The organism is Streptomyces sp. NPDC056144, assembly GCF_042264145.1.
Lineage (GTDB): Bacteria > Actinomycetota > Actinomycetes > Streptomycetales > Streptomycetaceae > Streptomyces.
This window is the reverse complement of the sequence record NZ_JBHJVF010000012.1, coordinates 169,927-187,952: the sequence shown is the minus strand read 5'-3', so window position 1 is coordinate 187,952 and position 18,026 is coordinate 169,927. Positions and strand designations below refer to the sequence as shown.

The following is an 18,026-nucleotide window of genomic DNA, read 5'->3' as shown; positions in this document are numbered from 1 at the left end:
CGGCCGTGGTGCGGGCGGACGTCAGGCCTCGTCGGGGGCGGCGCCCAGGAGTTCGCGCTTCACGCGCGCGTACGCGGCCAGGGCCTGCGGATCGCCGCGGTGGAAGTCGGCCCAGAAGTCCGGGTGTTGCCAGTCGGCGTCGGCGAGGCGGGTGCGGCCGTCGGCGATGACCAGGGTCCAGCCGGGCGGTACGCGTGCGTCGACCGTCTCGAAGTCGGCGGCGTCCCACAGCAGACCGGGGTCGGGGGTGCTCGGCCCGAGGACGCGGATCTGGCAGTCGATGTCGTGGGCGACGAGTTCCAGGACCGGGTAGACGCCTCCGACACGGACACCGTCGTACGCGGCGACGGGGACGTCGGCGGCGGGATGGGTGATGCGCAGGCATCTGACGTGCACGGCGGGCTCCGGTCGTCGGACGTGAGGGCGGCGGCCTTGCCCGGCCCTCGGTCATGGGGGTGATCGTAGACGCGCCTTTGGCTCGCTTGTTTGCTCACCGAACAGTTCCGATATATCGTTGAGGCATCGCGACAGTTCGACGATGACTTTCGAGAGAGGAGCGTTGCGATGCGTTCACATGGACACGAGTACGGAAACGGACACGGAGCCGGGCGGGGGGCCTGCGGCCCCGGACCTCGTGGGGGATTCGAGGGGCGGCGGGCGTTCGGGCCGTTCGGGCCCGGTGGGTTCGGACCCGGGCCCTTCGGGCCGGGATTCGGCGGGCGCGGGCGCGGTGGCGGCCGGGGAAGGGCGCGGCGCGGTGACGTGCGCGCGTCGATCCTGGCGCTGCTGAAGGACCGCCCCATGCACGGTTACGAGATGATCCGCGAGATCGGCGAGCGGAGCGACGGGGCCTGGAAGCCCAGCCCCGGTTCGGTCTACCCGACCCTCCAGATGCTGGAGGACGAGGGGCTGATCACCAGCGCGAGCGAGGGCGGCAAGAAGCTGTTCACGCTCACCGACGCCGGGCGCGCCGAGGCCGAGGAAGGGCCCGACGCTCCGTGGGAGGAGGCCGGGCGCGGGGTCGACTGGGAGGCCGTGAACGAGATCCGGCAGGCCGGCTTCGGTCTGATGGAGGCGTTCGGGCAGGTCTGGAAGACCGGCACCGCCGAACAGCGGCAGAAGGCCGTGGGCGTGATCAACGACGCCCGGAAGAAGCTCTATCTGATTCTGGCCGACGAGGACTGAGGTCGACTGAGGCCGGGATGTGAGGAGAGGGCCCCGCGACGTCGTGTCGCGGGGCCCTCTCGTGTGTCCGCGGTCAGGCCACCAGGCCCGCGAGCTTGCGGAGCGACTCCGTCAGCGCCGCCGTCGCCGAGTCCTTGAGCTTGCCCGCCATCAGCGAGACCGCCGCACCGGTGAACTCGCCGTCGATCCGCATCGTCGTCGCCTTGCCGTCCGCCGCCAGCGAGTAGCGCGTGCCGACGATCACGCCCATCGGGCCCTTGCCCCGGATGGCGAGGGTCCGCCCGGTCTCCAGCTCCTCGATGGTCCAGAGCACCTCCGCCGGGAAGCCCATCATCTTCATGTTCTCGGTGAAGGTGGCGCCCGCCTCCAGGGTTTCCGGGCCGCCGTTCGGGAAGCTGGTGTGCGTGGCGCTCCACTCCCCGTACGAGGAGAAGTCCGTGAGGCGCTCCCAGACCTTTCCGGCCGGCGCCTCGATCCGTGCCTCCGCGCTGACTTCGGCCATGCGACCACCCCTTCAGGCGTGCCAACTCGTTCCGGTGTCGCGGAACGTAGCCGGGTGGCCGCGAACATTCAATACTGATGAACCGTCAGTTCTGCGGCGGCCGGTCCCGCGCCGTCGCCGATCCGCCAGATCTCCGCCGAGTCGAAACTGTCGGAGGCGCGCGGTGCCCCGTCCTCCTCGTGGCAGTGGAACGCGGCCCAGAACAGATCGGCGGGCAGCGCCTCCCGGGGCGCGTACACCCGGTACACGTACTGCCGCCCGTCGACCGCGAGCAGAGCCACCATCCAGAACACGATCGTAGGACGAACGGCAATGGGCCTGTGGTTGCAGAGGGGGCGTAATGCAAGTCGGCGCGCGCCCCTGGGCGGGATCCGTCGGAATCTCCTCCGTGAGGAGGAGGCGCCGCGCACCCGTGCCCACCCCCGGTGGGACGCGGACATGCTCCTCGCCGCCGATGCGCCGACGGCCCCGGCCTGATGAGGTGGAAGTGTGCAGCCTCCCGACTCCCGCCTTCCCGCGCCGCTCGGGCGGTCCCTCGCCCGTACCGAATCCTCTTCCTTGTTGGCGCCCTCGCTCGTGGTGGCCCTGTCGGGCGCGCGCCGGAGAGCCCTCCGGGACGGTGACCGCCAGGTCGACACCGCGCACCTCCTCCACGCGCTCGTCGAGTCCGACCCGGACGTCGTCGCGGTCCTCGACGGCGACCGTCAGCTCGCCCGCGTCCTCGGCTATCTCGCCCAGCGCTCCATCGGGTACGGCCTGCGGTGGCAGCGCACGGTGGAGGGTCCCGGCGAGGGGGCGGGCGTCCAGGCGGTCCCCGGGTGGTCGCCCTTCGCCGTCGCGGCGCTGGAAGGAGCCGTCCTGAGGGCCGCCGGGCGCGGCGCCGAGCAGGTCTGCGCCCTCGATCTGTTCGCCCTCGTCGTCGCAGGTGAGCCCGGGTGCAGGGCCGTCGAGGTGCTGCGGCGGGCCGGGGTCGACCCGGCCGCCGTGAGCGCCCGGATCACCGGGATGGCGGCCCTGCCGTCTCAACAGGTGTAACGGGGGTTACGCGCCTGACGGCGTCCTGTCATCATGGCCCGATGCACGCGTCTCAGGGGAGAAGCGCCGGCCTGGGACTAGCCCTGGCATCGGCCTTCGCATTCGGTGGTTCAGGAGTGGCGGCCAAGCCGCTGATCGAGGCGGGTCTCGACCCGCTGCACGTGGTGTGGCTGCGCGTCGCGGGCGCCGCGCTCGTCATGCTTCCCGTGGCCTGGCGCCACCGGGACCTCCTGCGCCGCAAACCCGCCCTCCTCGCGGGCTTCGGTCTCCTCGCCGTCGCCGGTGTCCAGGCCTTCTACTTCGCCTCGATCTCCCGGATCCCCGTCGGCGTCGCGCTGCTCATCGAGTACCTGGCCCCGGCCCTCGTCCTCGGCTGGGTCCGCTTCGTCCAGCGCCGTCCCGTCACCCGCGCCGCCGCCGTCGGCGTCGTCCTGGCCGTCGGCGGCCTCGCCTGCGTCGTCCAGGTCTGGTCCGGGCTGAGCTTCGACCTCGTCGGGCTGCTGCTCGCGCTCGCCGCCGCCTGCTGCCAGGTCGGCTACTTCGTCCTCTCCGACCAGGGCGCGGGCGAGGCCGAGCAGGCCGACCCGATCGGCGTCATCGCGTACGGGCTCCTCATCGGCGCCCTCGTCCTCACCGTCGTGGCCCGGCCGTGGGGCATGGACTGGACGGTCCTCGGCGGCAGCGCCGACATGAACGGCACCAGCGTGCCCGCGTGGCTGCTGATCGGCTACTTCGTCCTGATCGCGACCGTTCTCGCGTACGTCACCGGTGTCGTCTCGGTGCGCAAGCTCTCCCCGCAGGTCGCCGGTGTCGTGGCCTGCCTGGAGGCGGTCGTCGCGACCGTCCTCGCCTGGGTGCTGCTCGGCGAGCACCTGGACGCGCCGCAGATCCTCGGCGGCGCGCTGGTCCTCGTCGGGGCGTTCATCGCTCAGTCGTCGACGCCCAAGGCGGCACCGGCCGAGCCGGTGGCCGGGTCGGCGGGTGCGTCCGAGGCGCGTGACACCGAGGCGCGGGAAACCGAGTTGTCGACCGGACGGACCCCCTCCTAGGGTGGCGCGCATGCAGAAGACCGTGCTTCCGCCGCCCGCCGCCTAGCGCGCGCGGCGGCACTTCCTGACGAAGACCGGGCCCGGTGGGCGGCTTGACGCCCCCGGGCGGTTCGTCGCTGCCCGCGCGGAGCCGACGACCAGCCTTCCTTCCCGTCTTCTGTCTTCCACGGAGCACACACGTGTCGAACTCCTCGGGACCCGCCCTGTCCGTAGGGCGGAGCCTCCTCTTCCTCGTCGTCGCCGGGATCGCCTGGGGCACCGCCGGTGCCGCGGCCTCGCTGATCTTCCGCGTCAGCGACATGGGCCCGCTCGCCCTCTCCTTCTGGCGTTGCGTCGGCGGCCTCGTCCTGCTGCTCGCCGCGCTGGCCCTGCGGCCCCGGCGCGGCCGGGCCCGTACCGTCGCCGAATCCCGCGGCCGGCGCGCGGCGCGCATCCTCGGCACCGGAATCGGCCTGACCGTCTTCCAGAGCGCCTACTTCGCCGCCGTCCAGGCCACCGGCCTCGCCGTCGGCACCGTCGTCACCCTCGGCGCGGGCCCCGTCCTCATCGCCGTCGGTGCCCGGATCACCATGGGGGAGCGGCTCGGACGCGGTGGCGTGCTCGCCGTCACCGGGGCGCTCGCCGGACTCGTCGTCCTCGTCCTGGGCGGCGGCGCGGCGGAGGTGCGGCCGCTCGGCGTGATCCTCGCGGTCGTCTCGGCCGCCGGGTACGCGGCGATCACCCTGCTCACCCGATGGCTCGGCCGCGACGGCGGCCGTACGGACGCCCTCGCCACCACCACCTGGGCCTTCGCCATCGGCGCGGTCGGCCTGCTGCCGTTCGCCGCCGCCGAGGGGCTCGTCCCGCACACGACGTCGCCGGTACGGGTCGTCCTGCTGCTCGTGTACGTGGCGGCCGTGCCGACCGCCCTCGCGTACGCCCTCTACTTCGCCGGGGCGGCGGTCGTCCGGGCCGCCACCGTCTCCGTGATCATGCTCCTCGAACCGGTGAGCGCGGCCCTGATCGCCGTCTCGCTGCTCGGCGAGCGGCTCACGGCCGCGATCGTCCTCGGCACGCTGCTGCTGCTCGCCGCCGTGCTGGGGCTCGCCTTCGCGGAGACGCGGGAAGGCGCCGGGCGCGAGAGCGGGCGGGAGGCCGTGGCGGTGTGAGCCGGCAGGCTCGCATGGGCAGCGCGGGTTGCCGGCCGGCCGTCAGCCGGCCGTGCGGCGGCGGAGCTGGTGGGCCCGGGCGGCCAGGTCGCCCGGGCCCGCGCGCTCGACGAGCCGGGCGCCGACGCGGTCCTGGACCTCCTGCGGCTTGTTGCCCGCGTACTTGAACTTCGCCCGTACCTCCGTCACGGCCAGGTCCAGGACCCGGATGCCCGACAGGAGGCGGCCGAAGGGGGCCTCGCCCGGGGCGGCCGGGGCGGTCCCGCCGTCCGGCTGGAAGTGGTCGACCTGGCGGTTGAGCAGCGCCGCCTTCTCCGCCGGGTCGTCCACCACGCGGGCCGTGCAGCGCAGTTGGACGGCCGCGTAGTACGAGGTGGGGGTGCCGTGCTCGGGCGGGGCGCCCTCGGGGGCCGTCCACGGGCCGGGGACGTAGACGTAGTCGTCGACCACGCTCAGGAGGACCGAGGGGTTCGCCTCGAGCGCCCGCCAGAGCGGGTTCGGGCGGGCGAGGTGGGTCAGCGCACGGCCGTACGGGCCGGGCCCCGCCTCGTACCGGAAGTGGACCGGCTGCACCCAGGGCGGCTCGCCGGGCAGGCCGTTGACCGCGAGCTGGCCGAAGTCGTGGCGGTCCAGCCAGTCCCGCCACTCGCTCTCGTCGTGGGCCGCGTCCCAGGGGTGGATCAGCATCGGAGCTCTCCGTGTCTCGGTTCTCAGAGGGCGGTGAGGTAGTCGGGGAGTGCCGTCGCCGGGTTCAGGTCGTCGGCCGGGACGGGGGTCCCGTACGTCGTCCGTACGGGGACGACACCGGTCCAGTGGGGGAGGGCGAGGTCCTCTGCGTCGTCGTTCGGGCCGCCCGCGCGGACCTTCGCCGAGACCTCGTCCAGGTCGAGGCGGATCACGGCGGTCGCGGCGAGTTCCTTGGCGTTCGCGGGACGGGAGTCGGCGGAGCGGCCCGGGACGACGTGGTCGACGAGCGCGTCGAGGGCCGTGCGCAGCTCCTCGGGGTCGGTGACCTGGTGGGCGGTGCCGTGGACGACGACCGAGCGGTAGTTGAGGGAGTGGTGCATCGCCGAGCGCGCGAGGACCAGGCCGTCGACGTGGGTCACGGTGAGGCAGACCGGGAGGCCGGGGGCCCGGACGCCGTCGCCGACGGCGCGGAGGGGGCGCGAGCCGGTGGAGCCGTGGACGTACAGGCGGTCGTCGACGCGGGCGAAGAGGGTGGGGAGGACGACGGGGGCGCCGTCGCGGACGAAGCCGAGGTGGCAGACGTAGGCGGTGTCGAGTATCCCGTGGACGAGGTCCTTGTCGTAGGAGGCTCTGGCGCGCTTGCGGGTGGGGGTGGTGCGGTCGGTGGGGGTGTAGGCGGGGGCGGGGGAGGCGGCGGTGGTGGAGATGTCGATGGTCATGGAGTTGCGATCCTTATTGCACTAGTGCATAGTGTGGTTTGTGCTAGGAGAGTATCGGATCGAGGGTCGTCGCGCATCGGACATCGCCGCCAGCGTGGAGCGAGGGGTGGGGCTCGGTGCCCTGGAGCCCGGGCAACTGCTGCCGCCCATGCGGGAGTTGGCCGCCACGCTCGGGGTCAATCCCAATACCGTCGCCGCCGCGTATCGGACCCTGCGCGAGCGCGGGGTCATCGAGACGGACGGGCGGCGCGGCAGCCGCGTCCGGCCCCGGCCCGCCACGACCGCGCGCGGGTCCCTCCGGGTCCACGCGCCCGCAGGGGTGCGCGACATCAGCAACGGCAACCCCGATCCGGCGCTCCTGCCGCCGCTCGGCGAGGCCTTCGCGGCGGTCGCCCGGCGGTACGCGGAGCGGCCCGGCATGTACGGGGAGGCGCCCGTCGACGAGGAGTTCGCGCGGCTCGCGCGGGCCGCGTTCGACGCGGACGGGGTGCCCGGCGGGCCCGTCGGCGTGGCCTCCGGGTCCCTCGACGCCATCGAGCGGGTGCTCGTCGCGCACCTGCGGCCCGGCGACGCGGTCGCCGTCGAGGACCCCGGGTGGGGGAGCCTGCTCGACCTCGTACCGGCGCTCGGGCTCCGGCCCGTACCGGTCGCCGTGGACGACGACGGGCCCCTGCCGGAGGGGATCGAGCGGGCGGTCCGGCGGGACGGGGCGCGGGCGGTGATCGTCACCGACCGGGCGCAGAACCCCACGGGGGCGTGCGTGGGGGAGGCGCGGGCGCGGGAGTTGCGGCGGGTGCTCGCCGCCCATCGGGACGTCCTCGTCGTCGACGACGACCACGGGCACGGCATCGTCTCCCAGGCGCTCCACCCGCTCGCCGGGGTCACCGACCGGTGGGTGCTCGTCCGGTCCGTCGCCAAGGCGTACGGGCCCGACCTGCGTGTCGCGGCCTTCACCGGCGACGCGGAGAGCGTCGACCGGGTCCTCGGCCGGCAACGGCTCGGGCCCGGGTGGGTCAGCCGGCTCCTCCAGGGTGCCGTCGCGCACCTCTGGGCCACGGGCGCGGTGGACCCGGCCGTCGTCGCGGCGTCGTACGGGGAGCGGCGCGACGCGCTCGTGCGGGCGCTCGCCCGGCGGGGCGTCGAGGCGCACGGGCGCGGCGGCATGAACGTCTGGGTTCCGGTCGCCGACGAGACGGGCGCGGTGGCCCGGTTGCTCGCGGCCGGCTGGGCGGTGGCGCCGGGGGCGCGGTTCCGGATGGAGACGGGGCCGGCGGTACGGCTCACGGTGTCCGGGCTCGCGCGGGAGGACGTGGAGACGCTGGGGGAGGCGGTCGCGGGGGCGGCGGGAGCGGGGGTGGCGCGGAGCTGGGGGTAGGAGGCGGTGCGGAGCTGGGGGTGGGAGGCGGTGCGGAGCCGGCGGGGCTCGTTCGCGGGGTCCGTACGGCTATGTGTTCCGGGTCGAGGACGGGCCTGGCCGGAAGGCGGGTTCGGGCCGGTCCTCCGGTGAGCTTCCGGCCGTCGGTCCGTACGGGGCGCGGCCCCGTGGGCGCCGTGTCGTCTGGGTCAGGGCCGCGCCCGCCAGGACCACCACCGCGCCCACCGGCGTGTTCCACGCCAGGCGCTCCCCCAGGAGCGCCACACCCGCCGCCGCGGCGATCACCGGGATGAAGTAGGTGACCATCGCCGCCGTCGTCGGGCCGATCTCCGCCACCAGGCCGTACTGGAGCAGCATCGCGCAGCCCGTGCCGAGGGCGCCGAGGGTCACCACGGAGAGGAGGGGGAGGAGCGGGACGCTGTGCGGGACGGTGGTGAACAAGGGGGTGACCACCGCCAGTTGCAGCGTCGCCAGGCCCACCTGGGAGCCCGCCAGGGCCAGGTGTGACGTTCCCGAGCGGCTCAGCGTCCTGCGGACGTAGATCCAGCCCACCGCGTAACTGAACGAGGCGAGCAGCGCCAGCGCGGTGCCCGTCACGTCCAGGCCCGAGAAGCCCTGCCACGCGCCGAGGACCGTCAGGACGCCGACGAAGCCGAGGCCGAGGCCGGCCGCGCGGATTCTCGTCGGGCGGTCCTCCGAGAGGGCCACCAGGGAGAGCAGCATGCCCCACAGCGGCGTCGTCGCGTTGCAGATGCCCGCCAGGGTGGACGGGATGGTGAGCTCGGCGTACGCGAAGAGCGCGAAGGGCAGGGCGTTCAGGAGGAAGGCCGCGACGGTCAGATGGGCCCAGACCCGTGCTCCGCGCGGCAACCGGTCGCGCTTCACCGCGATCGCGACGGCCAGTACCGCCGTACCGAAGAGGAGCCGCCCGAACGTCACCTGAAGGGGCGCGAACCCCTCCGTACCGACCTTGATGAAGAGGAAGCTGAACCCCCAGACGAGGGACAGCGCGCCGAAGCGGATCCGCCAGTCGAGGCGGCGGGCGGGGAGGGGTGCGGAGCTCATGGGTCCAGGGTGGGCGCGGGTGATCTCGTAGGACAAGCGAGAATTCCTCGACCCCTTCCCTTAGCATTCCTTACATGTTGAACCTGGAGCGCCTGCGCACCCTCGACGCCGTCGCCCGGCACGGCTCCGTCAGCGGGGCCGCCGACGGGCTCCACGTCACCACCTCCGCCGTCTCCCAGCAGCTCTCCAAGCTGGAGCGCGAGGTCGGGCAGCAGCTGCTCGCCAAGAACGGCCGTGGGGTCCGGCTCACCGACGCCGGCCTCCTGCTCGCCCAGCACGCGGCCCGCATCCTCTCCCAGGTCGAGATGGCCCAGGCCGACATCGAGGCCCAGCGCGGTCAGGTCGTCGGAGAGGTGCGGCTCGCCGCCTTCCCGACGGCCGCCCGCGGTCTCATCCCGGGCGCGCTCGCCTCCCTGCGGGCTGCCCACCCCGACCTGCTCGTCCGCACCACCGAGCTGGAGCCCGATCCCGGGGTGCGCGCGGTGCTCCGCGGTGACGCCGACCTCGCGATCGTCCTGGACTGGAGCAACAAGCGCGCGCCCGTTCCCGGCGGGCTCGAACGGGCCCATCTCCTCGACGACTCCGCCGACGTGGCCCTGCCGGTCGGTCACCGGCTGGCCGGGCGCGGGACGGTGGACCTGGAGGACTTCGCCGAGGAGGAGTGGGTCTCGTGGCCCGAGGGCGAGTTCTGCCACGACTGGCTGATGTTCACGCTCCGCTCCCAGGGCATCGAGCCGCGCATCGGGCACCTCGCCGGGGAGCACCACACGCAGCTCGCGCTCGTCGCGGCGGGGCTCGGGGTGTGTGTCACGCCCCGGCTCGGCCGGCCCCTGCCGGAGGGCGTCGTCTTCGTTCCCGTACGGCAGACGATGCGGCGGCACATCTACGCCACCTGGCGTACCGACGCCGGGCGGCGGCCCTCCGTGCGGGCCGTCGTCGGCGCGCTGCGGGCCGCGGCGGAGGCGGTGCCGGGGGCCGCGGGCACCGCGTAACCCGTGTCGTCCGGTCCGCGTGGGGTCGCCCCGAGGGGTCGCGACCGTCAGATCTTGCGGAAGTCCCAGGACGTGATCGTCTCCGGTGTCAGGCGCATCCACGCGTGCCTGCCGTCGTGCGGCATGGAGTCCATGCCGAAGTTCTTCGCGGCGAAGAGCTGCTCGGGCGTGTCGAGTTCGGGGCACGGCAGGCCCGTGCGCGGTGCCTCGCCGACGAACTCCACGGCCCCCGCGAGCTCCACGCCCCGCAGTTCGCCGTACTCCTCGCCCGCGTCGACCACGACGGCGATCCTCGGGTCCGCGCGCAGCTCCGCCCAGCGGCGGCTGCGGGTGATCGAGTACAACCACAACGAGGTGCCGTCCCAGGCGAACCAGAGCGCGCTGAGGTGCGGGCGGCCGTCGGCCGACACCGTCGCCACCCGGCAGGTGCGCTGTTCCGCGAGGAAGGAGTCGATCTCGGCCGGGGTCATCATGATCCGGCGCCCACGGCGCTGTGCGACGGTCATCGTCCGCACCCTTCTGGCTTTCTGACGGGACGTCAGAAAGCATGGAGGGCCCCGCGCCCGTGTGCAAGAGCGAGGGCGGGGGATCAAGGGGATCAAGCGGGAGAGCGAGGGGAAGGGGAGGGCATGGGATCCAGCGCCAAGGAGCGGCTCGCGGAGTCGATCCGACCGGACGGGGGCGTCGTACTGCTCACCGTCGAATGTCAGCGGGGAGTCGTGGGCGCGGAGAGCGCGCTTCCCGAACTCGCCGCCGTGGCGCGCTCGTCGGGCGCCCTGCGCAACGTGGCGCGGCTGGTCGACGCGGCCCACGAGGCCGACGTCCAGGTCATCCACGCCGTCGCCGAGCGGCGCCCCGACGGGCGCGGCGCCAACGCCAACGCGCGGCTCTTCCACGCCGCCGCGCGGCTTCCCGTGCAGCAGCACAGCGGCAGCACCGCCGTACGGATCGCCGAACCGATCGTCGTCGCCGACGAGGACCTCGTCGTCCGGCGCCTGCACGGGCTCTCGCCGATCGCCGGCACGGACGTCGACGCGCTGCTGCGCAACCTCGGCTGCCGGACCCTGATCGTGACCGGGGTCTCCGCCAACGTCGCCGTGCCCAACGCCGTCTTCGACGCCGTGAACCACGGCTACACGGTCGTCGTGCCCGCCGACGCCATCGCGGGGGTGCCGGCCGACTACACCCCCGCGATGATCCGCAACACCCTCGCCCTCGTCGCGACCATCACCACCACCGACGAGGTGCTGGGGTGCTGGAAGGCACCCCGGCGCGGCGGAGTGGAAGGGGCGGGCGGCGGAAAGGTCAGCCGAAGCTGATCTTGTCCCCCACCACCTGGATCGGCGTCGGCGGCAGGGGAGCCGGTGCCGGTCCGGACTTCACGCTGCCGTCCGACGCGTCGAAGTGGCTCTGGTGACACGGGCAGACGATCACGCCGTCCTTGACGGCGCTGACCGCGCATCCCGCGTGGGTGCACTTCGACGAGTACGCCTTGAACTCGCCGGCCTTCGGCTGGGTGATCACCACTCCCTTGTCGGCGAGGACCTTGCCGCCGCCCACCGGGATGTCCCCGGTCAGGGCCAGCGTGGCGCCCGCCTGCTCCCCGCCCTCCTGGCCCGGGTCCTTGCTGTCGCCGCCGTCGCCCCCGCAGGCCGCGAGCGCCGCCGTGAGGCCCGCGGCACCCGCCGCCGCGACCACCGTCCTGCGTGCCACTCCGCTCATGAACTGCCTCTCATTCCCTCGTCCGTTGTCGGGATCCGACGGTACGGGTGCGACCTGTGCCCCGTTCACAGGTTCGCCGCTTCGAGGGCCTTACAGTTCTGGGTAGAGTGTCGGATCCTGGACACCCGGCAAGGTAAGTGTCAATCTCGTGACGGGGCAGGGCAGGGCAGGGCAGGGTGGGAACGGAGGGGGCGCGCATGCCGACGAGGTCGGTCAGCGTTCACCACGTACGGGCCGCGCTGCTCGGCGCCGAGCGGGGCGGCGTCCCCGCCGCGCCCCTGCTCGCCCGCGCCGGGCTGCACACCGACGCCCTCGGCGGCGATCACGCGCGCGTCCCCGCCGAGCAGTTCGGACGGCTCGTCCGGATGCTCTGGACCGCTCTCGACGACGAACTCATCGGCTTCGGCGGCGCACCCAGCAAGCTCGGCACCTTCGCGATGATGGGCCACGCCGTCGTCCACGGCAGCCGCGATCTGCGGGAGGCCCTCCGGCGCAGCGAGGCCTTCTACTCCCTCTTCCCCTCCGGGCCGCGCTTCCGCCTCGTCGAGCCGCCCGGCGGCGACGAGGCGCGGATGGAGTTCGACGTCACCGGCTACGACGACCCCCTCCGCTTCGGCGCCGAGTCCACCGTGCTCGTCGCCCACCGCTTCGCCGGCTGGCTCATCCGCCGCCGGATCGGGCTGCGCCGCGTCGAGTTCGCCTACCCCGAGCCGCGCCACGCGCAGGAGTACGCCCTGCTGTTCGGCGCCCCCTGCGTCTTCGGCGCCGACCGCACCGCTGCCGTCTTCGACCGGTCCGACCTCGACGAACCCGTCCTGCGGGACGCGGACGCCCTCAGGGTCTTCCTCCGCCGCGCCCCCGTCGCCCTCCTCGTCTGCGCCGACTACGGCGGTTCGAGTACGGTCACGGGCCGCGTGCGGCACCTGATCGGGACCTCGCTGCCGGTGGCGCCGGTGCCGACGCCCGAGCAGCTCGCCGAGCGCCTGTCCGTCAGCCCGCAGACCCTCCGCCGCCGGCTGGCCGCCGAGGGCACCACGTACCAACGCGTGCGCGACCAGGTCCGGCGCGACCACGCCATCGCCGCGCTCACCGGCGGACGGGTCTCCATCGAGCGGCTCTCGCGGCAGCTCGGGTTCTCCGAACCCAGCGCGTTCCACCGGGCGTTCCGCCGCTGGACCGGGGAGACGCCGCGGGCCTATCAGGTGCGCGGCGGGTGAGACCTCCCGGTCAACAACTCTGAGCGGTACGGTCACAGCCGCCGCCCACTGCCCGGCCTACGGTCCCGCCATGACCGCAATCGACCGGTCCGGCGCCGCCTCCTGGCCCCCGGACCCCACCGCCCGGCCGTGAACGCGCGCCGTGTCGCCGGTGCCGTCCTCGGCACAGGAGTCCTGCTCTGTGTCCTCGCCGGCGTGGCCGTCACCTCGCTCGGCGTCCGCGTCGACGGTACGAGCATGGTGCCCACCCTCCACGAGGGCGACCGTGTGCTCGTCGCCCCCGGATCGGCGGGCGAGGCGCGCCGCTTCGACGTCGTCCTGCTGCGGGCGACCGGGAGGGACGCGCTGCTCGTGAAGCGGGTGATCGCGCTGCCCGGCGACCGGGTCGGCATCGTCTCCACGCCCGAGCGGCCCTTCGACGTCCTCCTCCAGGAAGGGGGGAAGGGGCCCGTCCTCCGTGTGGTGGCGGGGCAGTGGGCCGAGCAGGCCCACCGTACGGGCGCCTGCTGCGGGCCCGACGGCGCCCGGTCGTCGCGGGCCGAACTGCGGACCGTGCCCGAGGGGTCGTTCTTCTACCTGGGCGACAACCCGGATCTGTCGGACGACTCCCGGGCGTACGGCTGGGGGCGGCTCGACCGGGTCGAGGGCCGGGTCGGGCTGCGGGCGTACCCCTTCTCCGCGTCGCCGGGGCTCGGCGGGCGACCCGTACTGGAGGAGGAGAAGGAGGAGGGGCCGGGGCCGTAGACCTTTCCCCTATGGGGCCGTGGGCGGTTGCGCGTGGTTCTCGTGACCGGTGCTCAGGGCGACCCGCAGCACCGTGTCCGCGATCCTTCGCGCCGACTCCTCGGGCGAGGTGGTGGACTGGACGATGTGACTGGCGGTCAGCCGGACCGCCGCGTCCACGGCCAGATCCCGCGCGACCGGGTCCACGTCCGGCCACACCTCCGTGACGTACGCGTCGGCCATCGCCGTGGCGGTGGCGAAGGCCGCGGCGGAGCGGGTGGTGAGGTAGGGGAGCAGCCCCTCCTCGCCGGTGCTGGTCAGCATCGACCTGATCAGGGGATTGCGGCCGGCGAGCCGCAGGGTGAAGCCGACGGCCGCCTCGACGGCCGCGCGCAGGTCGTCCCGGTGCGCGTCCAGGCCCTCCTGGATGCCCACGAGGCAGCGCTCCAACTCGCGCTGGAACAGGGCCTCGCCGACCGCTTCCTTGGAGGCGAACTCCGAGTACAGCGTCTGGCGGCTCACGCCGACCGCGCTCGCCAGGTGCGCCATGCGCAGCTTGTCGAAGCCGCGCTCGGCGACCGCCTCGTACGCGGCGTCCAGCAGGCGTTCGCGCAGCAGTGTCCGGACCGTCTCCCTGAAGCGTGGCATCGGCCAAGCCTAGACCAGGGGAATTCTCCCGAGGATTGTCAGAAGCGTTGACAGTTCTGACGAGAGTGTCCAATTCTCGAACAGGCAGCCGCAGAGTGTCATTCGGTCACTGCGGCACGACGGTTGGAGACATCCCATGCAGCACGAGACCCGAGGCGTCACCCGCTGGCGCAGATCCGCCTTCCTCGCCCTGCCCGCCACGGCCGCCGTCGCGGCCATGGCCACGGCGATGGTGCAGGGCGCGCTCGCCGCGAACCTCTCCCTGACGAGCGTCCCGTTCACCCTCAGCTCCAAGACCGTGGCGGCCTCGCAGGGCATCGGCGCGGTCATGCACACCATCGACGCGGGCGGCGCGAAGGGCGCCGCCGAGGTCGGCATCGCCAAGGCGGGCCTCGACGGCATCTGCGTCCACGCCACGCAGTCGGTCAACCTTCCGGTGATCGGCAGCCTCGGCACCTGGTCGCTGAACATCTCCTCGCCGGCGGCGGCGACCCCCCTGACCAGCGACCAACTGGTCGCCGGGGCCGGGCTCCAGGCGAACAAGCTCGTGCTCGACGCCCAGGCGCTCAAGGCGGCCACGGCCACGCTCAACGCCAGCGACGCCACCCCGAACGTGATCGGTGCCGCCGCCGACGGCGCCGCCATCAAGGGGACCGGCATCAACGACGGCACCCCGGGCCAGTTCGGCCTGGACGCCACCGGCGGCCGTACCGACATCAAGAACCTCGCCGCCGATGCCAACGGCGCGACGATCTCCGGCGCGATCACCCTGCCGGACCTCGCCATCGGCATCGCGCACGGCGACAAGCCCTGCTGACACCCGCTCGTCCGATCGGAACGGAGATCCGTGTCCCCCTCGTGGGCGCGGATCTCCGGCCCCACTCCCCACCCTGCCTTCGATCCCGCCGACTGCGAGGCCCCTCATGACCGCTGAACCGTCGCCGCCGCCATCGTCATCACCGCCGTCGCCGTCGCCGTCGCCGTCGCCGTCGCCCGCCGAGCCGATCGGAGAGCAGGCCTCCGACGCCTCCGCCGTGCGCCGCGCACGCCTCGCGTTCCGCGGCTGGCGACGCACCAGGCCGTTCTGGGCCGCCGTCTGGACCGCCATCGGCGGATTCGTCATCTTCTTCCTGCCGATGGCACCGCTGGGCAAGATCCTCCAGGTCGGCGTCGGAGGCATCGCGGGCATGGCCGGCGGAGTCGTCCTCATGGCGATGGCCCTGCTCATCCTCCTGCTGCCGACCCAGCGCCACACGGCCGGTGTCATCGCCGTGATCGCGGGAGTCGCCTCCTTCCCGCTGTCGAACCTCGGCGGTCTGTTCGTCGGCATGGTCCTCTCCGTCCTCGGCGGCTCGATGGCCTTCGCCTGGCTGCCCGAGAAGCCGGCCGGCCGCCGGCGCGTGCGCCTGGGGAGGGGAACGGCGTGAAGAGCCCGAAGCACGTGAAGCGCCTGGCCCGGATACCCGCGCACGGCGCCCGCCTCGCGGCGGAGTGGAACACCCGGATGCTCACCGAGGCGGGCGACGGGACCCGGCGCGGCACGCGCTGGGGACGCGGCGCCCTCGCCCTCGTCCCGTCGGCGCTCGCCGTCGGCGTCCTCGGTACGGCCCTGGCGCAGGGCGCCCTCGCCGCCAACTTCAGCGTCACCGGCCAGCCCTTCACCCTCACCTCCAACGGGGTCCAGGGCTCCGGCTTCGGCGCCATCGTCAACACCCCCGCCGTCGGACGCCCGGACGGCACCACGACCACCAACACGGCGATGGCCCGCGTCGGTTTCGCGAGCGCCGGGCTCGCAGGGCTCTGCGGGATCGTGCACCAGACGATCGCCGGAGTGCCGTACTCGCTCCTCCTCACCGGCGGCCAGAAGGTGACGGCCACCCCGACCGGCCCGTTCACCACCGACATCGACGCCTCGAACCTCTACATCCAGGCCACCGAACTCCAGGCGTACGGGCCGACGACCCTCCAGAACGCGGTCCTCGGCCAGTCCGCCGACCAGGTCACCGTGGCCGGGAAGCCGCTCACGGGCGCGCTGCCCGGCGGGTTCGGACTCGGCTCGGCGGGCGGCGAGGGCGGCAGCTCCATCAACCTGCGCGGCCTGAACGCGACGGCGTACGACGCCGAGATGGCCGGGGCGCTCGTCCTTCCCGACCTGAAGATCAGGGTCGTCGCGGGAACGGCGACGGCGTGCTGAGGCGGGCGTCGGCGGCCGTCGGCACCGGGCTCCGGTGGTTCACGGCCTTCCGGCGGACCCGGCCGTTCTGGGGCGGGGTGTGGATGGTCGCCGGAGGGTGGACCGTCCTCAAGTTCTCCCTCAGCTCGCTCCAGTTGATCGTGAGCACCGGTTTCGGGGGAGTGGCCGGGTACCTCGTCGGCGGCGGGATGATCCTCTGCGGTCTGATCCCGATGGCGCTGCCCGCGCAGCGCTACACCTTCGGGCTCATCGGGGCCGTCCTCGCGGTCGTCTCGCTCGTCGTCTCCAACCTCGGGGGCTTCCTGCTCGGGATGGTCCTCGGAATTCTCGGCGGATCGATGATGGTCGGCTGGGGAGTGAAGCGGCCGCGCGGCCGGGCGGCGGTGGAGGGATGAGGCGCGGGGTGCGAGAGGCGGCCGCGCGCCGGGCGCGGGACGGGGGTGCGCGCCGGGCGCGGCACAAGGGGGTGGCCGTCGCCCTCGCCCTCGCGCTCGCCGTCGCCACCGCCGTCTGGTCCGGGCAGCCGAGCAGCGCCGCCGCCCGCGCGGCGGCCGCCGTCGAGCCGCTCGGCGTGCCCTTCCTGCCCGCGCCCGACCCGCTCCACGTCACCATCGACAGCATGGTCGCCGTGTCGATGACCGTCGACAAGAACGTCACCATCCGCCTCTCCGACGGGACGACGCGCACGACGACCCAGTACACCTTCACCAAACTGAAGATCCGCTCGCACATGAACGTGACCCAGCGGTCGGCGGCCGGGCACACCGTCACCATCGACGTGCCGGGCGAGGGCTCGCTCGGCGGCTACGACAGCGCGGGCAAGGCCGAGACCACCACGATGTGGGGGAACATCACCAACGTCTGCGTCCGGGTCCTCCTCAAGATCTGTGGGGTGCAGGGCCTGCTCGACTTCTTCGGCTCGCTCATCCCGCTCACCGCCGGGGCCGAGGACTTCGTCGGCGACATCTACGCGATCCGCACGGTCGACGACCACGCGGCACTGAACTCCACCGACAACCCCGTCCACCTCCCCGGAACCATCTCGGTGACCATGCCATGAACCCCGAACACCGGACCGCCGTCGAGGGCCGCACCCACTGGCGCCGCTCGTTCGCCGTCGCCGCCCCCGCCCTCCTGGCGGCGGGCGGGATCGGCTCCGCGATGGCGAGCGGCGCGCTGGCCGTCGGCCTCCAGATCCAGGACCGGCCCGTCGACTTCACCACCAGCAGCCTGTACGGGACGCAGTACGGCGCCGCCGTCGTCGACCAGACCGTCGTACGGCCCGACGGCTCCACCGCCCCCGTACGGGTGCTGCGCATGGGCTTCGCGGACGGGGTGATCAACGGCCTGTGCCTGAGCCAGAAGCAGCAGATCGCGGGAGCCACGTACACGCTGATGCTGACCCTCGGCGACGACAACCCCGGCTCGTGGGAGATCCGGACGCAGAACACCGTCCTCGACCTGCGGAGCGCCACCGGCGTCCTCGACATGGACGGGATCGTCGACCTCAACGTCAACGGCACCGACGTGAAGACCGTCAAGGACGCCTCCGGGGCGTACGTCGTGAACCCGCTGAACAGCCCGCAGCACCGTTTCGGCATCCAGGCGCGGTACGCCAAGTTCGACCGGATCGTCGGCACGGCCCAGGACTTCCAGATCCCCGGACTGCTCGCCACGCCGAAGCTCAAGCTGTCGGTGAAGCCGGGCGCGGTCGCCTGCCCTGCGCCGGCCGATCCGACGGGTACACCCGGCACGCCGTGACGGG

At 73.4% G+C, this 18,026-nt stretch carries 24 protein-coding genes; 15 read left to right on the top strand and 9 right to left on the bottom strand.

The annotated features are described in order from the left end of the window. Positions 1–21: 21 nt before the first annotated feature. Positions 22–396 (bottom strand): hypothetical protein, encoded by a 375-nt coding sequence (locus ACFC0Z_RS29240; RefSeq protein WP_376444111.1) that lies wholly within the window; start codon positions 394–396, stop codon positions 22–24. Positions 397–564: 168 nt separating this feature from the next. Between ACFC0Z_RS29240 and ACFC0Z_RS29235 the strand changes: the two genes are divergently transcribed. Beyond that, positions 565–1,185: a PadR family transcriptional regulator gene (locus tag ACFC0Z_RS29235; RefSeq protein WP_376444108.1), complete on the top strand. Its 621-nt coding sequence runs from the start codon at positions 565–567 to the stop codon at positions 1,183–1,185. 73 nt (positions 1,186–1,258) lie between these two features. Here the strand turns inward: ACFC0Z_RS29235 and ACFC0Z_RS29230 are convergent, their stop codons facing one another. Next, entirely contained in the window at positions 1,259–1,687 is a 429-nt protein-coding gene (locus tag ACFC0Z_RS29230) for an SRPBCC family protein (RefSeq protein ID WP_376444106.1), read from the bottom strand. A gap of 68 nt (positions 1,688–1,755) precedes the next feature. Beyond that, positions 1,756–1,980, bottom strand: a complete 225-nt coding sequence (locus tag ACFC0Z_RS29225; RefSeq protein WP_376444103.1) for a hypothetical protein — start codon at positions 1,978–1,980, stop codon at positions 1,756–1,758. Between the two features lie 196 nt (positions 1,981–2,176). On the opposite strand from ACFC0Z_RS29225, the gene ACFC0Z_RS29220 reads away from it, so the two are divergent. The 3 genes from ACFC0Z_RS29220 (at position 2,177) to ACFC0Z_RS29210 (ending at position 4,919) form a co-directional block, all read left to right on the top strand. Continuing rightward, positions 2,177–2,722 (top strand): Clp protease N-terminal domain-containing protein, encoded by a 546-nt coding sequence (locus ACFC0Z_RS29220; protein WP_376444102.1) that lies wholly within the window; start codon positions 2,177–2,179, stop codon positions 2,720–2,722. 41 nt (positions 2,723–2,763) lie between these two features. Continuing rightward, a complete protein-coding gene (locus ACFC0Z_RS29215) occupies positions 2,764–3,771 on the top strand; it encodes a DMT family transporter (RefSeq protein WP_376444099.1) in 1,008 nt (335 codons plus the stop codon). Positions 3,772–3,950: 179 nt separating this feature from the next. Beyond that, a complete protein-coding gene (locus tag ACFC0Z_RS29210) occupies positions 3,951–4,919 on the top strand; it encodes a DMT family transporter (protein ID WP_376444096.1) in 969 nt (322 codons plus the stop codon). A gap of 42 nt (positions 4,920–4,961) precedes the next feature. Here the strand turns inward: ACFC0Z_RS29210 and ACFC0Z_RS29205 are convergent, their stop codons facing one another. Together ACFC0Z_RS29205 and ACFC0Z_RS29200 are read right to left on the bottom strand one after the other, a co-directional pair. Then, on the bottom strand, positions 4,962–5,606 hold the full coding sequence (locus tag ACFC0Z_RS29205) for an FMN-binding negative transcriptional regulator (RefSeq protein ID WP_376444094.1): 645 nt from the start codon (positions 5,604–5,606) through the stop codon (positions 4,962–4,964). A gap of 23 nt (positions 5,607–5,629) precedes the next feature. After that, positions 5,630–6,325: a pyridoxamine 5'-phosphate oxidase family protein gene (locus tag ACFC0Z_RS29200; RefSeq protein WP_376444091.1), complete on the bottom strand. Its 696-nt coding sequence runs from the start codon at positions 6,323–6,325 to the stop codon at positions 5,630–5,632. A 40-nt stretch (positions 6,326–6,365) separates the two neighbouring features. On the opposite strand from ACFC0Z_RS29200, the gene ACFC0Z_RS29195 reads away from it, so the two are divergent. Continuing rightward, entirely contained in the window at positions 6,366–7,700 is a 1,335-nt protein-coding gene (locus ACFC0Z_RS29195; protein WP_376444088.1) for an aminotransferase class I/II-fold pyridoxal phosphate-dependent enzyme, read from the top strand. A gap of 69 nt (positions 7,701–7,769) precedes the next feature. On the opposite strand, the gene ACFC0Z_RS29190 is transcribed toward ACFC0Z_RS29195, so the two are convergent. Then, complete coding sequence (locus tag ACFC0Z_RS29190; RefSeq protein ID WP_376444086.1) at positions 7,770–8,765, bottom strand: DMT family transporter; 996 nt, start codon at positions 8,763–8,765, stop codon at positions 7,770–7,772. Positions 8,766–8,839: 74 nt separating this feature from the next. Here ACFC0Z_RS29190 and ACFC0Z_RS29185 point away from each other — a divergent pair, with 74 nt between their 5' ends. Continuing rightward, entirely contained in the window at positions 8,840–9,757 is a 918-nt protein-coding gene (locus ACFC0Z_RS29185; protein ID WP_376444083.1) for a LysR family transcriptional regulator, read from the top strand. Positions 9,758–9,804: 47 nt separating this feature from the next. On the opposite strand, the gene ACFC0Z_RS29180 is transcribed toward ACFC0Z_RS29185, so the two are convergent. Further along, positions 9,805–10,263, bottom strand: coding sequence for a pyridoxamine 5'-phosphate oxidase family protein (locus ACFC0Z_RS29180; RefSeq protein WP_376444080.1), 459 nt, complete (start codon positions 10,261–10,263; stop codon positions 9,805–9,807). Positions 10,264–10,386: 123 nt separating this feature from the next. Between ACFC0Z_RS29180 and ACFC0Z_RS29175 the strand changes: the two genes are divergently transcribed. After that, positions 10,387–11,076, top strand: coding sequence for a cysteine hydrolase (locus ACFC0Z_RS29175; protein WP_376444077.1), 690 nt, complete (start codon positions 10,387–10,389; stop codon positions 11,074–11,076). On the opposite strand, the gene ACFC0Z_RS29170 is transcribed toward ACFC0Z_RS29175, so the two are convergent. After that, the gene (locus tag ACFC0Z_RS29170) at positions 11,063–11,479 is read right to left on the bottom strand and encodes a Rieske (2Fe-2S) protein (protein ID WP_376444075.1); all 417 of its coding nucleotides are present in this window, start codon (positions 11,477–11,479) and stop codon (positions 11,063–11,065) included. The two genes, ACFC0Z_RS29175 and ACFC0Z_RS29170, sit on opposite strands and share 14 nt — an antisense overlap. Before the next feature lie 197 nt (positions 11,480–11,676). Between ACFC0Z_RS29170 and ACFC0Z_RS29165 the strand changes: the two genes are divergently transcribed. Then, the gene (locus tag ACFC0Z_RS29165) at positions 11,677–12,696 is read left to right on the top strand and encodes an AraC family transcriptional regulator (RefSeq protein ID WP_376444072.1); all 1,020 of its coding nucleotides are present in this window, start codon (positions 11,677–11,679) and stop codon (positions 12,694–12,696) included. A 129-nt stretch (positions 12,697–12,825) separates the two neighbouring features. Continuing rightward, entirely contained in the window at positions 12,826–13,440 is a 615-nt protein-coding gene (gene lepB, locus ACFC0Z_RS29160) for a signal peptidase I (protein ID WP_376444070.1), read from the top strand. A 9-nt stretch (positions 13,441–13,449) separates the two neighbouring features. On the opposite strand, the gene ACFC0Z_RS29155 is transcribed toward lepB, so the two are convergent. Then, entirely contained in the window at positions 13,450–14,067 is a 618-nt protein-coding gene (locus ACFC0Z_RS29155; RefSeq protein WP_376444067.1) for a TetR family transcriptional regulator, read from the bottom strand. A gap of 136 nt (positions 14,068–14,203) precedes the next feature. Between ACFC0Z_RS29155 and ACFC0Z_RS29150 the strand changes: the two genes are divergently transcribed. From ACFC0Z_RS29150 to ACFC0Z_RS29125, 6 genes are all read left to right on the top strand, one after another. Then, positions 14,204–14,884 (top strand): cholesterol esterase, encoded by a 681-nt coding sequence (locus ACFC0Z_RS29150; protein WP_376444065.1) that lies wholly within the window; start codon positions 14,204–14,206, stop codon positions 14,882–14,884. A 217-nt stretch (positions 14,885–15,101) separates the two neighbouring features. Continuing rightward, a complete protein-coding gene (locus tag ACFC0Z_RS29145; protein ID WP_376444062.1) occupies positions 15,102–15,494 on the top strand; it encodes a DUF6114 domain-containing protein in 393 nt (130 codons plus the stop codon). Then, positions 15,491–16,261 (top strand): DUF6230 family protein, encoded by a 771-nt coding sequence (locus ACFC0Z_RS29140; protein ID WP_376444059.1) that lies wholly within the window; start codon positions 15,491–15,493, stop codon positions 16,259–16,261. The genes ACFC0Z_RS29145 and ACFC0Z_RS29140 overlap by 4 nt, the downstream gene beginning before the upstream one ends. Then, entirely contained in the window at positions 16,255–16,656 is a 402-nt protein-coding gene (locus tag ACFC0Z_RS29135; protein ID WP_376444057.1) for a DUF6114 domain-containing protein, read from the top strand. The genes ACFC0Z_RS29140 and ACFC0Z_RS29135 overlap by 7 nt, the downstream gene beginning before the upstream one ends. A gap of 8 nt (positions 16,657–16,664) precedes the next feature. After that, positions 16,665–17,321: a hypothetical protein gene (locus tag ACFC0Z_RS29130; protein WP_376444055.1), complete on the top strand. Its 657-nt coding sequence runs from the start codon at positions 16,665–16,667 to the stop codon at positions 17,319–17,321. Beyond that, complete coding sequence (locus ACFC0Z_RS29125; RefSeq protein WP_376444052.1) at positions 17,318–18,022, top strand: DUF6230 family protein; 705 nt, start codon at positions 17,318–17,320, stop codon at positions 18,020–18,022. Before ACFC0Z_RS29130 ends, ACFC0Z_RS29125 begins: the two co-directional genes overlap by 4 nt. Positions 18,023–18,026 lie beyond the last annotated feature (4 nt).

Bases quoted from the DNA above. Each gene is read 5' to 3' on its own strand.
- ACFC0Z_RS29170 (WP_376444075.1), bottom strand. From the start codon at position 11,479: ATGAGCGGAGTGGCACGCAGGACGGTGGTCGCGGCGGCGGGTGCCGCG.
- ACFC0Z_RS29125 (WP_376444052.1), top strand. From the start codon at position 17,318: ATGAACCCCGAACACCGGACCGCCGTCGAGGGCCGCACCCACTGGCGC.
- ACFC0Z_RS29190 (WP_376444086.1), bottom strand. From the start codon at position 8,765: ATGAGCTCCGCACCCCTCCCCGCCCGCCGCCTCGACTGGCGGATCCGC.
- ACFC0Z_RS29215 (WP_376444099.1), top strand. From the start codon at position 2,764: ATGCACGCGTCTCAGGGGAGAAGCGCCGGCCTGGGACTAGCCCTGGCA.
- ACFC0Z_RS29185 (WP_376444083.1), top strand. From the start codon at position 8,840: ATGTTGAACCTGGAGCGCCTGCGCACCCTCGACGCCGTCGCCCGGCAC.
- ACFC0Z_RS29165 (WP_376444072.1), top strand. From the start codon at position 11,677: ATGCCGACGAGGTCGGTCAGCGTTCACCACGTACGGGCCGCGCTGCTC.
- ACFC0Z_RS29235 (WP_376444108.1), top strand. From the start codon at position 565: ATGCGTTCACATGGACACGAGTACGGAAACGGACACGGAGCCGGGCGG.
- ACFC0Z_RS29200 (WP_376444091.1), bottom strand. From the start codon at position 6,325: ATGACCATCGACATCTCCACCACCGCCGCCTCCCCCGCCCCCGCCTAC.
- ACFC0Z_RS29150 (WP_376444065.1), top strand. From the start codon at position 14,204: ATGCAGCACGAGACCCGAGGCGTCACCCGCTGGCGCAGATCCGCCTTC.
- ACFC0Z_RS29175 (WP_376444077.1), top strand. From the start codon at position 10,387: ATGGGATCCAGCGCCAAGGAGCGGCTCGCGGAGTCGATCCGACCGGAC.
- ACFC0Z_RS29155 (WP_376444067.1), bottom strand. From the start codon at position 14,067: ATGCCACGCTTCAGGGAGACGGTCCGGACACTGCTGCGCGAACGCCTG.
- ACFC0Z_RS29230 (WP_376444106.1), bottom strand. From the start codon at position 1,687: ATGGCCGAAGTCAGCGCGGAGGCACGGATCGAGGCGCCGGCCGGAAAG.
- ACFC0Z_RS29180 (WP_376444080.1), bottom strand. From the start codon at position 10,263: ATGACCGTCGCACAGCGCCGTGGGCGCCGGATCATGATGACCCCGGCC.
- ACFC0Z_RS29205 (WP_376444094.1), bottom strand. From the start codon at position 5,606: ATGCTGATCCACCCCTGGGACGCGGCCCACGACGAGAGCGAGTGGCGG.